This is a genomic window from Pseudomonas sp. CFBP 8771 (assembly GCF_014841695.1).
GTDB classification, from domain to species: domain Bacteria; phylum Pseudomonadota; class Gammaproteobacteria; order Pseudomonadales; family Pseudomonadaceae; genus Aquipseudomonas; species Aquipseudomonas baltica.
This window is the reverse complement of sequence record NZ_JACYUJ010000007.1, coordinates 139,430-153,459: the sequence shown is the minus strand read 5'-3', so window position 1 is coordinate 153,459 and position 14,030 is coordinate 139,430. Positions and strand designations below refer to the sequence as shown.

Annotated in this window: 14 protein-coding genes; 7 read left to right on the top strand and 7 right to left on the bottom strand. The window is 64.0% G+C overall.

Going from position 1 to position 14,030, the window contains the following annotated elements; translation table 11 throughout:
• Nucleotides 1–86 precede the first annotated feature (86 nt).
• Together IFT80_RS17260 and gloB are read right to left on the bottom strand one after the other, a co-directional pair.
• The gene (locus IFT80_RS17260; protein ID WP_192137946.1) at nt 87–1,532 is read right to left on the bottom strand and encodes a lytic transglycosylase domain-containing protein; all 1,446 of its coding nucleotides are present in this window, start codon (nt 1,530–1,532) and stop codon (nt 87–89) included.
• Nucleotides 1,533–1,631: 99 nt separating this feature from the next.
• Nucleotides 1,632–2,411, bottom strand: a complete 780-nt coding sequence (gene gloB / locus IFT80_RS17255; protein WP_192102318.1) for a hydroxyacylglutathione hydrolase — start codon at nt 2,409–2,411, stop codon at nt 1,632–1,634.
• An 81-nt stretch (nt 2,412–2,492) separates the two neighbouring features.
• Here gloB and IFT80_RS17250 point away from each other — a divergent pair, with 81 nt between their 5' ends.
• The 4 genes from IFT80_RS17250 (at nt 2,493) to IFT80_RS17235 (ending at nt 5,179) form a co-directional block, all read left to right on the top strand.
• Nucleotides 2,493–3,263, top strand: coding sequence for a class I SAM-dependent methyltransferase (locus IFT80_RS17250; RefSeq protein WP_122475993.1), 771 nt, complete (start codon nt 2,493–2,495; stop codon nt 3,261–3,263).
• On the top strand, nt 3,263–3,715 hold the full coding sequence (gene rnhA / locus IFT80_RS17245) for a ribonuclease HI (RefSeq protein ID WP_122713742.1): 453 nt from the start codon (nt 3,263–3,265) through the stop codon (nt 3,713–3,715). The genes IFT80_RS17250 and rnhA overlap by 1 nt, the downstream gene beginning before the upstream one ends.
• A 141-nt stretch (nt 3,716–3,856) precedes the next feature.
• Nucleotides 3,857–4,588 carry a DNA polymerase III subunit epsilon gene (gene dnaQ, locus IFT80_RS17240; RefSeq protein WP_122713741.1) on the top strand — a complete coding sequence of 244 codons (732 nt, stop codon included), beginning with the start codon at nt 3,857–3,859 and terminating at the stop codon, nt 4,586–4,588.
• A gap of 6 nt (nt 4,589–4,594) precedes the next feature.
• Nucleotides 4,595–5,179: a GNAT family N-acetyltransferase gene (locus tag IFT80_RS17235; protein WP_342214348.1), complete on the top strand. Its 585-nt coding sequence runs from the start codon at nt 4,595–4,597 to the stop codon at nt 5,177–5,179.
• Here IFT80_RS17235 and IFT80_RS17230 read toward each other — a convergent pair.
• Both IFT80_RS17230 and IFT80_RS17225 read right to left on the bottom strand, forming a co-directional pair.
• Nucleotides 5,162–6,064 carry a LysR family transcriptional regulator gene (locus IFT80_RS17230; protein WP_192053299.1) on the bottom strand — a complete coding sequence of 301 codons (903 nt, stop codon included), beginning with the start codon at nt 6,062–6,064 and terminating at the stop codon, nt 5,162–5,164. The genes IFT80_RS17235 and IFT80_RS17230 overlap by 18 nt on opposite strands.
• Nucleotides 6,065–6,125: 61 nt before the next feature.
• Complete coding sequence (locus IFT80_RS17225; protein WP_122713739.1) at nt 6,126–6,335, bottom strand: hypothetical protein; 210 nt, start codon at nt 6,333–6,335, stop codon at nt 6,126–6,128.
• A 175-nt stretch (nt 6,336–6,510) separates the two neighbouring features.
• On the opposite strand from IFT80_RS17225, the gene IFT80_RS17220 reads away from it, so the two are divergent.
• Nucleotides 6,511–7,062 carry an NADPH-dependent FMN reductase gene (locus IFT80_RS17220; protein WP_192137945.1) on the top strand — a complete coding sequence of 184 codons (552 nt, stop codon included), beginning with the start codon at nt 6,511–6,513 and terminating at the stop codon, nt 7,060–7,062.
• Between the two features lie 113 nt (nt 7,063–7,175).
• A complete protein-coding gene (locus IFT80_RS17215) occupies nt 7,176–7,880 on the top strand; it encodes a YebC/PmpR family DNA-binding transcriptional regulator (protein ID WP_122475984.1) in 705 nt (234 codons plus the stop codon).
• A gap of 171 nt (nt 7,881–8,051) precedes the next feature.
• Here IFT80_RS17215 and IFT80_RS17210 read toward each other — a convergent pair whose 3' ends face one another.
• The gene (locus IFT80_RS17210) at nt 8,052–9,338 is read right to left on the bottom strand and encodes a leucine-rich repeat-containing protein kinase family protein (RefSeq protein WP_192137944.1); all 1,287 of its coding nucleotides are present in this window, start codon (nt 9,336–9,338) and stop codon (nt 8,052–8,054) included.
• Nucleotides 9,339–9,495: 157 nt separating this feature from the next.
• Here IFT80_RS17210 and IFT80_RS17205 point away from each other — a divergent pair, with 157 nt between their 5' ends.
• Nucleotides 9,496–11,373 (top strand): propionyl-CoA synthetase, encoded by a 1,878-nt coding sequence (locus IFT80_RS17205; protein WP_192137943.1) that lies wholly within the window; start codon nt 9,496–9,498, stop codon nt 11,371–11,373.
• Nucleotides 11,374–11,384: 11 nt separating this feature from the next.
• On the opposite strand, the gene zapE is transcribed toward IFT80_RS17205, so the two are convergent.
• A complete protein-coding gene (zapE, locus tag IFT80_RS17200) occupies nt 11,385–12,482 on the bottom strand; it encodes a cell division protein ZapE (RefSeq protein ID WP_446731003.1) in 1,098 nt (365 codons plus the stop codon).
• A 46-nt stretch (nt 12,483–12,528) separates the two neighbouring features.
• Nucleotides 12,529–13,671, bottom strand: coding sequence for a M14 family metallopeptidase (locus tag IFT80_RS17195; protein ID WP_342214347.1), 1,143 nt, complete (start codon nt 13,669–13,671; stop codon nt 12,529–12,531).
• Nucleotides 13,672–14,030: the final 359 nt, after the last annotated feature.

Genomic DNA, 14,030 nt, shown 5'->3' with positions numbered 1-14,030 from the left:
TTTGTCTCAGCAGGAAGAAGAGTGGTGATGGCGTTAAGCTGGCGCTGCAACGCTCCTCAGGGGGAGCGTTCCAGGTCAGCGCGCACTCAGCGGCGGTTGAGGTAGACCGTAAGGGTCTGGCCAGGCTTGAGCGCGTGGCCGCTGCGCGGATTCCAGCGCTTGAGATGCTGCATCTCGACGTTGAAGCGCTTGGCGACCAGGTACAGCGAGTCGCCCTTGCGCACCTTGTAGGTGGTGGTCTTCTGCGCATCGCTGGCAGCCGAGCCAGCCCTGGCCGCCAGGCGGCCCTTGGCCGGGGTTTCGGCCTGCATGACCAGGGTCTGGCCGGCCTTGAGGTTCTTGCCGGTCAGGCGGTTCCAGCGCTGCAGGTCGCGGGTATCGACCTTGTTGGCCTTGGCGATGGACGCCAGGTTGTCGCCGCGGCGCACGGTGTACGACTTGGGCCGGCTGGGCTGCACCACCGCCACTTCGTCGAAGACGCGCTGGGCAGGTGCCAGGGTCAGCAGTTCTTCGGGCTTCATGTTCGACAGGCTGGCGGTCAGCAACTGCGCCTTGGCCGTGGGCACCAGCAGGTGCTGGGTCGGCTCCATGGTGACGCGCTTCTTGAATGCCGGATTGAGCTGGAACATCTCGTCTTCGTCGATGCCGGCCAGCGCCGCGACGCGGGACAGGTCGACGCGCTGGTTGACCTCCACCACGTCGAAGTACGGTTGGTTGGCGATCGGGTTCAGATTTACGCCGTAGGCTTGGGGCGATTGCACCAGTTCGGCCAGGGCGAGCAGCTTGGGCACGTAGTCACGGGTCTCCTGCGGCAATGGCAGGTTCCAGTAGTCAGTAGGCAGGCCGAGCTTTTCGTTGCGCTCCATGGCGCGGCTGACCGTGCCTTCGCCGGCGTTGTAGGCCGCCAGGGCCAGCAGCCAGTCGCCGTTGAACATCTCGTGCAGCTTGCTCAGGTAGTCCAGCGCCGCACCCGTGGAGGCGGTGACATCGCGACGACCGTCGTAGAAGTTGGTCTGGCGCAGGTTGAAGTAGCGACCGGTGGACGGGATGAACTGCCACAGCCCGGAGGCATCGGAGCGCGAATAGGCCATCGGGTTGAAGGCGCTTTCGATGACCGGCAGCAGCGCCAGCTCGAGGGGCATGTCGCGTTCTTCCAGGCGCTCGACGATGTAGTGCATGTACAGGCTGCCACGACCGCTGGCACTTTCCAGGAACGATGGGTTGCTGACGAACCACAGGCGCTGCTGCTCGACGCGCGGGTTCATGGCAATGCTGTCCTGCAGCTGGAAACCGTCGCGAATACGCTCCCACACGTCCTGTGGGGCTTTCTTCGGCTGGCTCTGGTTGACGAAAATCGGCTTGGGCCGCACGTGTGCGGTCAGGGCGTGAGGGCGGGCGTCCGGGCCGGCGCCCGAGGACACGCTGGCGGTGCTCTGGCAGCCGGCCAGGCCGGCGCACAGCGTGACCGCGATCGCCTGGGCCAGTCGCGTCAATGCGTCGGACTTGATGGTTTTACGTATGGATGACGACATTGGCTGGAGGATAGTTCCGCGCGAAAATGTCGGGCGATTCTAGAAAGTGACCGAAGGTCGGTCAACCTTTGAGAAATTTCCGACACAAATCAGTGCCCTTCAGAACTTATCTTTCCAACTACGCAAGGTTGCGAACACCGCCTGCGCCGTGCTGTGAGAGGTTCCGGCCCGTTCGTCTGCTTTTTGTTTAACGGATGTTTCAGCAGCCCGCAGAAACGGGTTCGTGCGCTTTTCCAGGCCGATCGAGGTGGGCAGGGTGATCGCATTGCGCTGGCGCAGCGCAGTGACCTCTTCCAGACGCTCGGCGATGTCCGGATTGCCAGGTTCTACCGCGCTGGCGAATTTCAGGTTGCTCAGGGTGTATTCATGGGCGCTGTAGACCAGGGTGTCATCGGGCAGCCCGGCCAGGCGCGACAGCGACGCGTGCATCTGCTGCGCAGTGCCTTCGAACAACCGCCCGCATCCGGCGGCGAACAGGGTATCGCCGGGGAACAGCAGCGGCTGCGTGTCGCTCAGGTGGTAGAAGGCGATGTGCCCCGCGGTATGCCCCGGCACGTCATGGACCTGCAGGTGCAGGCCGAGTACGTCCAGGCTGTCACCCTCGCCCAGGGCGCGGTCGCGCGCCGGGATCGATTCCTGTGCCGGCCCGCTGACCTGCGCGCCGGTGCGCCGCTTGAGCGCCTGAACGCCGCCGACGTGATCGTTGTGATGATGGGTGACGAGGATATCGGTCAGGCGCATGTCGGGATGGGCGTCGAGCCACCGCTCGACCGGCTCGGCGTCGCCCGGATCGACGACCGCGCACTGGCGCGCCGCAGTGTCTTGTAACAACCAGATGTAGTTGTCGGAGAAAGCGTTCAGCGCGTGAATCTGTATCATGGCTCGGTTCGCTTGATTTCGATTAATGGTCCATCTTAGTGCCCCGTCGGCATTAGGTGAACCTCAGTGTGGGAGATCGTCATGACCGATACCGCCTTTGCCCAGGCCGACCCACAGTGGCTGGCCCTGATCGGCCAGGCCCGCGAATGGTTCGCCGGGCCGCACGGCCAGTTGCTGCTGCGCGAAGAACAGCGCTTGCTCGAAGAAGAGCTGGCGCGCTTCTTCGGCGGCTATCTGGTGCATTACGGCCCCAGCGCCGAGCCACCACCGGTGGCCGGGCAAATCCACCGCAACGTGCGCATGGGTGCGCCCTTTCCAGGCGTCGAGATCGTGTGCGAAGAGCAGGCCTGGCCGCTGGGCGAACATGCCGCGGACGTCGTGGTGCTGCAGCACGGGCTGGATTTCAGCCTCTCGCCCCACGGCCTGCTGCGCGAAGCGGCCAGCGCGGTGCGGCCGGGTGGGCACCTGCTGATCGTCGGCATCAACCCGTGGAGCGCCTGGGGCGCGCGCCGGGTGTTCGCCAAGGACGGGCTGCACAAGGCGCGCTGCTTCTCCGCTTCGCGGGTGGCCGACTGGCTGAACCTGCTGGGCTTCGGGCTGGAGAAACGCCGGTTCGGGTGTTATCGTCCGCCGCTTGCCTCGCCCCGCTGGCAGGCGCGCCTGGCCGGCCTCGAACGCGTCGCCGGCAAGTGGCAGAGTGGCGGTGGGGGCTTCTATATATTGGTTGCGCGCAAGATGGTGGTAGGTCTGCGGCCATTGGTGCAGCAACGCCGCGAGCCAATGGGCAAGTTGCTGCCGCTGCCGATGGCCAAGGTCAACCGAGACAATTCGAACATCGATGGAAAAGCCTGATGAGTGACACTGTGGAAATCTTCACCGACGGCGCCTGCAAGGGCAATCCTGGCCCCGGCGGCTGGGGGGCATTGCTGGTGTGCAAGGGCGTGGAGAAGGAGTTGTGGGGCGGCGAAAGCACCACCACCAACAACCGCATGGAGCTGACCGCAGCCATTCGCGGGCTGCAGGAACTCAAGCGCGGCTGCGACGTGCTGCTGGTGACCGACTCCGAGTACGTGATGAAAGGCATCAACGAGTGGATGGTCAACTGGAAAAAGCGCGGCTGGAAAACCGCCGCCAAGCAGCCGGTGAAGAATGCCGACCTCTGGCAGCAGCTCGACGAGCAGGTCAATCGCCATCAGGTCAAATGGCAGTGGGTACGCGGCCACAACGGCCATGCGGGCAACGAGCGCGCCGACGACCTGGCCAACCGTGGGGTCGATGAAGTGCGTGGCATGCGTCAGGCGTAGGCGGCCCGGTCGTCAGGCAACCGGATAGGAGCCCCTGCTGCGCTGTGCTAGAGTTTCACCGGTTGCCGTTCATGCCCTTCGGGCCTGCAGCCCATCGCTCCACCTTGATCTTCGCTCACCCTGCTCGAGAGTTTTCTGCCCATGGCCGTTCGTTCCGTAGTATTCGACACCGAAACCACCGGTATGCCGGTCACCGATGGCCATAGGGTGATCGAGATCGGCTGCGTCGAACTGATGGGGCGGCGTTTGACCGGGCGCAATTTTCACGTCTATGTACAGCCGGACCGGCCCAGTGACGAGGGCGCCATTGGTGTCCACGGCATCACCGACGAGTTTCTGGTGGGCAAGCCGCGTTTCGCCGAGGTCGCCGACGAACTCTACGAGTTCATCCAGGGCGCGCAGATCATCGCGCACAACGCGACCTTCGACGTGGGCTTCCTGAACAACGAATTCAAGATCGCCGGCATGCCCGAGCGGGCAAACATTGCCGAGTACTGCACGGTGATCGACAGCCTGGCGATGGCCCGCGAGCGCCATCCGGGGCAACGCAACAGCCTCGATGCGCTGTGCAAGCGCTATGGCATCGACAACTCCGGGCGTGAGCTGCACGGCGCGTTGCTCGACTCCGAGATTCTTGCGGACGTCTACCTGGCCATGACCGGTGGCCAGACCAGCCTCTCGCTGGCAGGCAACGCCAGCGATGGCGATGGCGGCGGCAAGCAGGGCAGCGAGATCCGCCGACTGCCGGCGGATCGCCGGCCCACGGCGATCATCCGCGCCAGCCAGGCCGAGCTCGACGAGCACCTGGCACGCCTGCAGGTCATCGCCAAAGCTGCCGGGGCCGATGCGCTCTGGACGCAGTTGGGCGCGTAGCCCGCTGTGTCGCCTGCGAACGGCCCGGCCAGTGGCTTGACCGATAGCCAGCCGTGCATTCGCCTGGCCGATGAGCGTTTCGACGACTACGTGCTGGGCGCCGATTTCAGTGCCCAGGTCCGTGGCTATGTATCCGCCGTGTTCAACCAGCCAGTCGCCCAATGGCCGCTCAGGTCGGTGCGTGTCTACCGCAAGGACTACGGCATAGACCCTGCCGAGTTCGCCCGCTATCGCCAACCCGAGTCCGGCGGGGCCATCTTCGTGGCGTGGCTCGGCGAGCGGGCCGTCGGTCACGTGGTGGTCAGCCGGCACTGGAACAACCTGGCCTACGTCGACGAACTGGCGGTCGATGCGGTGGCGCGCGGGCAGGGCGTGGCCAAGGCGCTGCTCGACGTGGTGCGTTTCTGGGCAATCAAGCAGGGTTTGCCAGGCATCATGCTGGAAACCCAGAACAACAACCTGCCAGCGTGCCGGCTGTACGAACGCTGTGGTTTCAGGCTGGGTGGGATCGACTACTTGCGCTACCAGGCCATCGATGCGGCCAGCCACGAAACGGCGCTGTTCTGGTACACGTTATTCGCGGACGGGTGAGAGCAACGCCTGCGCGTTGTGCGCGATGATTTCGAGCAGGGTCTTTTCCGCCGCGCAAACCGATGCCTCACTGCGCGTGAGGGCGTAGAGGGTGACCGGCACGGCAGGCGACAGCGGGCACGTATCCAGCCCCTGGGCACGCGCACCCGCTGCGGTAAAAGGATCGACGATGGCCAGCCCTTCGCCGGCCTCGACCATGCTGCGCATCATCTGGTAGGTCTGCACGCGAGTCTGGATGCGTGGGGGCGGATTCAGCGCTTGAAGCTTGTGTTCCAGCACCAGGCTCAGCGGGTCTTCCCCCTCCAGACCGATCATCGCCTGTCCCGCCAGTTCATGCAGTGCGATGTAGCGGTGCTTGGGGGAGAGCCAGCCTTGAGGGGCGAGCAACTGCAGTTTGCCTTCGGCCAGCACCTGGCTGGTAATGGACGCGTGCTTGGGACTGTGCAGGCTCAGGCCGACGTCGGTCTGCTGCAGCAACAGGCTGCGCACCATGGCATCGGTATTCTGCACACCCAGCGTGCACGGGGTTTCACGAAAGCGTCGGCGCAGGGCAGCGATGCTCTGCGGCAGCAACTGGTGGGCCAGGGACGCTGTGCACACCACGTGCAGTCCGGGATCCTGATGCTCGCGCAGGCTGTCGGCCAGGCGTTGCAGGCGGTCCGCCTGAGTTTGCACGTTGGCGATGGCAGCCTGCATGCGCAGGGTTTCCGGGGTCGGCTGGAACCTCCCACGGGCCCGCGCAAACAGCAGGAAGCCCAGCTTTCGCTCGGCGTCCTGCAAGTTCTGTTCGAGGGTCTGCACGGGAAGGTCGAGCATTTGCGCAGCGCTCTTGAGTTCGCCGGTCTGGCAGAGCGCCTGGATGATTTCGATATGGCGCAGTCTCATGCGCGTTCCCTGCCGGCTAACAACGCGGGGGGCGTGTCAGCGTGAATGGGTGCACGGACTGTCAAGGGATTCGGATGATTTCCACGCCGCTCTGTACCAGTTGGAAACGGTCGTCGCCCAAGTGGTTGACTCGATCGCCGATGGCCAGCTTGTAGGTACGGGTCGGCGCACTGCCTTCGACCGCCGGGGTCGACTCCTGAAACTCATGCACCGGATAGATACGACCTTCCGCATCGCGTGCATGAAATTGCCCAACCAGGACTACCGCCATTTTAGTTCCAACCTCTGAAGAATTTTGCGTGTATCTCGCTGGCACTGTAGACCCCTGTTTATTCAGGTAGTTTTGCCAGCGAGAAAAAATAGTGCGGGCGCCTGACCGATGGCGGACAAACCGGGCCAAGTCATCTATAACTAGCCCTCGGTCCATTCATCACAGGGGTACAGGCATGAGCAAGGTCTATTCGGTTGCGGTACTGGTCGGCAGCCTCAGAAAAGAGTCGATCAACCGCAAGGTGGCACTGGCGCTGCAGGCTATGGCACCTGACAACCTGACGTTGAAAATCGTGGAAATCGGCGATCTGCCGCTTTATAACGAAGACATCGATGTCACCCCACCCGCTGCTTATACCACCTTTCGCCAGGCGCTGGGCGAAGCCGATGCGCTGCTGTTCGTCACGCCCGAGTACAACCGCTCGGTACCGGCACCTTTGAAAAACGCGATCGACGTGGGCTCGCGGCCTTACGGTCAGAGCCACTTCACTGGCAAGCCGGGCGCGGTCATCAGCGTCTCGCCCGGTGCGGTAGGCGGCTTTGGCGCCAACCAGCATCTGCGCCAGTGCATGGTGTTCCTCGACGTGGCAATGATGCAGCAGCCCGAAGCGTACCTGGGTCACGCAGGTGGGCTGTTCGACGAGAACGGTCAGGTGGTGGAGAAGAGCCGGCCATTCCTACAGGGTTTCATCGACGGCTTCGGCAAGTGGGTGGCCCGCGTGGGTTGATGTTGCGCCCGGAGAATTTTGGTCGATGCGCTTGCGATGGGCAGGTAAACTGCGCCGCAACGCGCGGGCTGCAGTCGCCTGCGCATGGGTCGAGCGAACAAGAGAGCGGGTAAATGGGCGCACAGTGGAAAGCTAAACATCGCGAAGCAGCAGCCAACGCCAAGGGGCGGATCTTCGGCAAGCTGTCCAAGGAAATTTCGATCGCGGCGCGTTCCGGTACCGATCCGGACACCAACGCCCGCCTGCGGTTGGTGATCGAACAGGCCAAGAAGGCCTCGATGACCCGCGAGACGCTGGAGCGTGCCATCAAGAAGGGCGCCGGCGTAGGCGACGACGCGGTCAACTACACATTGGTCAAGTACGAAGGCTTTGCCCCGCACCAGGTGCCGGTCATCGTCGAGTGCCTGACCGACAACGTCAACCGCACCGTTTCGCAGATTCGCGTGCTGTTTCGCAAGGGCACCCTGGGCGCCGAGGGTTCGGTCTCCTGGGATTTCCATCACTACGGCATGATCGAAGCGACGCCTGATTCGGCCGACGTCGATGCCGAGGAAGCGGCCATCGAAGCCGGTGCGCAGGAGGTCGAGGAGGGCGACGAGGGCGCGTTCCTGTTCCTGACCGAAACCACCGATCTGGACGCCGTGTGCAAGGCGCTGCCGGGGCAGGGTTTTACGGTGGTGTCGGCGAAGATCGGCTACGTGCCGAAAAACCCGGTGACTCTGGATGACGCCGCGCAGTTGGCCGAAGTGGAAGACTTCCTCGACGCCATCGACGGCAACGACGACGTGCAAAACGTCTACGTCGGCCTCGCCGGCTGATCCGTAGTCGTCTTTACCGCTATAGGCCAGGCAGATCGCAAGGACGCGGCCGACACCACCCCTGTAGCAGCGGCGCGAGCCGCGTCCGGGTTCAACGCGGTGCGTCAGGTAGATTGCGGCGGCCGTTGACGCGGCTTGCGCCGCTGCTACAGGGGATCTGGCGTCTGATCGTCAGGTACCCAGGCGCTGGGTGACTTGCGCGAAGCTGGGGCGGGCCAGTACCTGGGGCTGGACGCACTCGCGTTGCAAGGCCCACAAGCCGTCGTCGGTTTCAGTGCAACGGGTCAGCAGCTCCTCGAACAGCAAGCCGAAGGCGCGAACTTCGATCCGCTCCAGTGCTTGCGATACCTCGCCCCCGTCGCCGGGGTAGAACGAGGCCCCCCCGAAATCGCCGAACAGGCATTCGCCACTGTCGCGCCACAGCACGTTGTGGGCGTAGAAGTCACCGTGGTTGATCCCGCGCGCATGCAGATGGGCGCCGACTCCGGCCATACCCCGCAGCAGGCGCAACAGGGCATCGCGATCAATGGCGAAATCGGCCGAGTAGATGTCGCGCGTGCAAGAAGCCAGGCTGGGCGGACCCGCCAGGTTGGCGAACGACTGATCGATCAGCGCCATGACCAGCCCCGCAGTGTCGTCGGGATGCCCGCTCAAGCGTCCCAGCACCTTGATCAACTGCGGATGTTCGCCCGCAGCCATGCACGCATTCATCTCGTTGACCGGCGAGCCATCGCTGGTCATCGCGCCCTTGTACAGCTTTACCGCCACCGGCTGCCCGCTTTCCAGGTGTGCACGATAGATGATGCCCGAAGCCCCTTCGCCCAGACGCTCGTCCAGGCGCAGGTCGCTCCAGGCGATGTGCCCGCGTGTGCCCTCGCTGTGGGGTGTGGTGAAGGCTTCGCTCATGGGGTTCCCGGCATACGCCAGCCAGGCCAGCCGTGGCAGGCGCAGCAGCCAGTCGGGCAGGGCCGGCAGGCGGTTTGCCGACAGGCGCAGCAGCTCGAGGTTTTCCAGCTGTGCCAGGCGCTCGGGCAAGGCTTGCAGACGGTTGCCCGAGAGCATCAGTTTCTGCAGGTGCAGGCAGTCACCCAGCGCGTCGGGCAAACGCTCGATGCGGTTGTCGGTGAGAATCAGCCAGCGCAGCTGTGGTGGCAACGCCTGCGCAGGTACGTGTTCGATGCGGTTGGCCTTGAAGCCGACCATGCTCAACTGCGGGCAGCGGCCGATGCAGACAGGCAACTCGGTGAATGGATTGTCCGAGCAGAACAGCACCTTGAGCTTGTGCAGCCGGTGCAGGTCATCGGGCAGCCGGGTCAGGGCGTTGCCGCTGAGGTTGAGCACCTCCAGGCTGTCGGCCAGGGTGAAGATGGCCTGGGGAAATTCGGTCAGGCCGCAGGCCAGGTCCAGGCGGGTGGCGCCAGCCAAATGGCCGGCTTCGAGCAGCTCGAGGGTATTCATGGGACAACCGTCATCAAGGAAATCGCGGTGGCCATCATAGCGGTTCGTGCGCGCCACGCCACGTTCGACGTTCGACCTTGGTCGGCTGGCAGCTCGGCCAACCCCAGCCATACTCAACGCTCGCCCTTCAATAACAACAATCCAGGGTTGGCTACCGATGAACTATGAGCAAGCGTACGAACGCTCCATTTCCGACCCTGCCGGTTTCTGGGCAGAACAGGCCCGCGCAGTCGCCTGGTCGCACCCGCCGCAGCAGGTGCTCGACGTACAGCCCGACGGCACCCATCGCTGGTTTGCCGATGGCCGTCTCAATACCAGCTACCTGTGCCTGGACCAGCAGGTGGCGCTGGGTCGCGGCGCACAGACTGCGCTGATCTACGACTCGCCGGTGACCGGCGTACAGCAACGCTTCACCTATCGGCAGCTGCTCGACCAGGTGGCGCGGCTGGCAGGCGTGCTCACCCACCTGGGGGTGGCCAAGGGCGATGGCGTAGTGATCTACATGCCGATGGTGCCTGAGGCTGCGATGGCGATGCTGGCCTGCGCGCGGATCGGCGCAGTGCACTCGGTGGTGTTCGGCGGCTTCGCTGCCAACGAACTGGCGCTGCGCATCGACGACTGCCGGCCCAAATTGCTGCTCACCGCCTCGTGCGGGGTGGAATTCGACCGGGTGATTGCCTACAAGCCGCTGGTGGACAAGGCCATGGGCCTGGCTCGCCATGCTCCCGAACAGGTGCTGGTGCTGCAACGTCCGCAGGCTTTGGCGACACTGCAGGACGGCCGCGATCTGGACTGGCAGGCACAGCTGGCCGATGCTGCGCCCGCAGCGGCCGTGGACATGGCCAGCGGCGATCCGCTGTACGTGATGTACACCTCCGGCACCACCGGCAAACCCAAGGGCATCGTGCGCGAAACCGGTGGTAACGCGGTGGCCCTGACCTTCGCCATGGGCGCCATCTACGGCATGCGCGCAGGCGATGTCTGGTGGGGAATTTCCGATGTCGGTTGGGTGGTTGGCCACTCGCTGATCGTCTACGGGCCGCTGATGTGCGGCTGTACCAGCGTGCTCTACGAGGGCAAGCCCATTCGTACGCCGGATGCCGGCAGCTATTGGCGCGTGGTCGAGCAGTATGGCGTCAACGCGCTGTTCTGCGCGCCCACTGCAATGCGTGCCATCCGCAAGGAAGACCCCGAGGGGTTGCTGCTGCGCGGTTACGACCTGAGTTCGCTGCGGCAGCTGTTCCTGGCCGGCGAGAAGCTCGACTCCAGCACCCATCGCTGGCTCGAAGCGCAAACCGGCAAGCCGGTTCACGATCACTGGTGGCAGACCGAGACGGGGTGGCCTGTGACCGCACCCTGCATGGGCCTGGAAGGCTCGGCCGTGCGGGTGGGCTCGAGCAACCGAGCGGTGCCGGGCTATCACGTTCAGGTACTGGATGAGCAAGGCGAGCTGATGGCGCCCGGCGAGCAAGGCGCAATCGTCATCGCGCTGCCGTTGCCTCCCGGTTGCAGCCAGACCTTGTGGGGCGATCACCCGCGCTACCTGCAAAGCTATCTGGAGCGCTACCCCGGCTATTACCACACCGGCGACGGTGGCTATCTGGATGCCGACGGCTATGTCCACATCATGGGGCGCACCGACGATGTCATCAACGTCTCGGGCCATCGGCTGTCGACCGGTGAAATGGAGGATCTGGTCGCCCGGCATGCCGACGTGGCGGAATGCGCCGTCATCGGCGTCAGCGATGAGATCAAGGGCGAGGTGCCTCTGGCGCTGGTGGTGCTCAAGGACGGCAGTACGGTGAGCCCGTCCGTGCTGCAGGCACAATTGGTGGCGCAGGTACGCGAATCCATCGGGGCGCTGGCATGCCTGCAACGGGTGCTGGTGGTCAAGCGCCTGCCCAAGACGCGTTCGGGGAAGATCCTGCGGGCGGTGCTGCGCAAGATCGCTGCGCAGGAGGTGTTCGTCGCACCTTCCACCATCGATGACCCGGCGATACTGGAGGAAATCGCCCAGGTGCTCGCGGCGCGCTAGGTGAGGACGAGCTACCGGCGCGGTGGCTCGCCCAGCATGGTCAGTTGCCCCAATCGGCTGCGTGTGCGCATCAGGTCGATGACCGACCCTGCCAGGCTCTCTGCCAGGGGCCGCTCGCTGACCAGTGTCAGCGTCTTGTCCTGGTCGTACAGCACGTCGATGAGGTTGATGAAGCGCTGCTGAACCGCGGTCGAACACTCGTCCAGCATCGGCAGATGGTCGATGCTCCAGTGCTGGAAGCGCCTGCACAGAGCCAGGTAATCAATGACAGCGGTCGGCTCCTCGCACAGGTCGGCGAAGTTGAAATGAATACGCTCGCCCGTGATCAGGCGGGCACGCAGCTCGCGGTGGCCGACGGTGAACGCCAGCGGTGCCAGGTCGGCGGGCGGCAATTGCAGCAGCGCACGCTGTGCCGGCGTGCCCGGCCATACGTAGTGACCGCGGGTGAAACACTGCTGTGCACCTGACTGGGCCAGGCTGCGGTAGTCGGTGGCGCCGCCGACTTCGAGCACCTGCATGCGCGCATTGATCAGTTCGATGACGGGCAAAAAGCGCTCGTGATAGAGCGGATTGGGCAGCAGGCCTTCCGGCGGGTAATTGGAGGTCACTACCAGGAGGATGCCGCGGTCGAACAGCGCCTTGAACAAGCGCGTGATCAGCATGGCGTCGCCGATGTCGTGCACGTGGAATTCGTCGAAACACAGCAGGCGGCAGTTATCGAGCAGTTCATCCAGGGTGCTGGCCAGCGGATCATCGGCCTGGCCGTGATGGAACATGCCCTGATGCAGCTTGGCGAAGAAATCATGGAAATGCAGGCGGCGTTTCTCATCCACAGGGGCGGCGCGGAACAGGCCGTCGAGCAGCCAGCTCTTGCCGCGCCCCACGGCCCCATACAGGTACAGACCCCTCGCCGGCGTGCCCTGCAGCAACGCGGGCATGCGCTCGGCCATGCTGTCGATGACCCGCGCCTGATCGGCGCCCAGCGTATAGCCCGCCTGCCGGGCGCGCTCGTCGAACCAGGCGCGCAGTGCGCCACCGGCGTGGCCAGTGTTGGCGCAGGGCTGGGCGTTGCATTCAGGTTTGAACAGACGCCTGTACAAGGCGAGCAGCGACGGCGGTGCGGTCAATCAGGGCGCTCCTTGAGCAACGTGGGGGTCAACGCAAGTTAGGCGCCATCTGCGCCAGCACGCTCAGCACATCGCCGCCCAGTCGCGCCGAGCGCTGGCCGTTCCAGCCGGTAAGCGCATCGGGAGCCGCATCGTGATCCTTGAACGGCATTTCCAGGGTCAGCGACAGGCAGTCGAATCGCTCGCCGACGCTGTTGCAGGCGAGAGTCATGTTGGCCTCGCCCGGCTTGTCGCGGGTGTAGCCGTGTACCGCCTGGAAATCCGCCGTATGATCACACAGCAGGTCGCGAAAGGTCTGCTCCAGCTGGGCGATGCGCGGTGTATAGCCGGGATTTCCCTCGCAGGCCGCGGTGAACACGTACGGGATTTCCTCATCGCCATGGGCGTCGATGAACAGGTCGACACCGTGCTTGTCCATCTGCTGCTGCACGAAGAACACCTCGGGGGTGTATTCGGCGCTGGAGTCTTGCCAGGCACGGTTGAGGTCGCGACCGCGGGCGTTGGTGCGCAGGTGGCCGTGGAAGGCGCCGTCGGGATTCATGTTCGGCACCAGGTACAGATCGGCCACCGCCAGCAGGGCCTGAATCTGCGGATCATTCGCCTGCAGACGATCAATCACGCCCTCCATGAACCACTGCGCCATGTGTTCGCCAGGGTGTTGCTGGGCGATCAGCCACAGCCGACGCTTGCCGGGCGCACCGTCGCCCTTGCGCAGCAACGGTATTTCCCGCCCCTCGCAGCTTTGCCCGACAGCCAGCAGTTGCAGGCCCGCCTGGGTGATCGCGCGATTGATCAGGGCGTCGTGCCGCTGCCGGCTGTAGGGCTCGAAATAGGCAAACCACATCTCGCTGCCCTGAGCGTCCAGACCGAACCGCAGTGCCTGGCCATCGAACGTACTGGGCACGCGGAACCAGGTCTGTTGGTCGCAGGACGCCACCGCGTGGTAGCCGTGCCAGGCATTGTTATAGGAAGACTGCGCAGCGTTCTGCAGCGTGAACTCGTAGCGTTGCCCGACCTGCAGCTCGGCAGCCTTGAAGTGAAACCACTGAAAGTGTGGGCTCTGCCGGTCCGGGCGAATCGCCAGTTGGATGTCGAGAGGGTCGCGTAGGTCGATCGCTTCGATGTTGCCGCTATCGAAGTCGGCGCTGATCAGCGGGGCTGGGCGGGTCACGGTAGGGTCCTGTGGGTGAGTTCTTGTACCGCCCACTGTACACCGAGCGCTGGGCCACTTCGCAACTAGCGCGCTGACTTCTGTCGTTGGTTTCATCAGCTCGGGCAAGGTTCATGACGAAGACTTCACTTGCGCACCCGCCATGTCCGCGTCGCCTCAATGCGTTGATGAGTGATGAATCGATTATCTATGCTTAGTTGTTGCGCAAACTAATATCGCACCACGGATTTTGTCCATCTCTTGTTCAATGATAGCAATGTGATATTCGAAAATTGTTATAAATCGTCAGCTCTTGAGTGCCATCACGTACTAGCCTAACCCATAGATGGCGCAGCGCCATAAAGCCTCAGTCAAGTTGA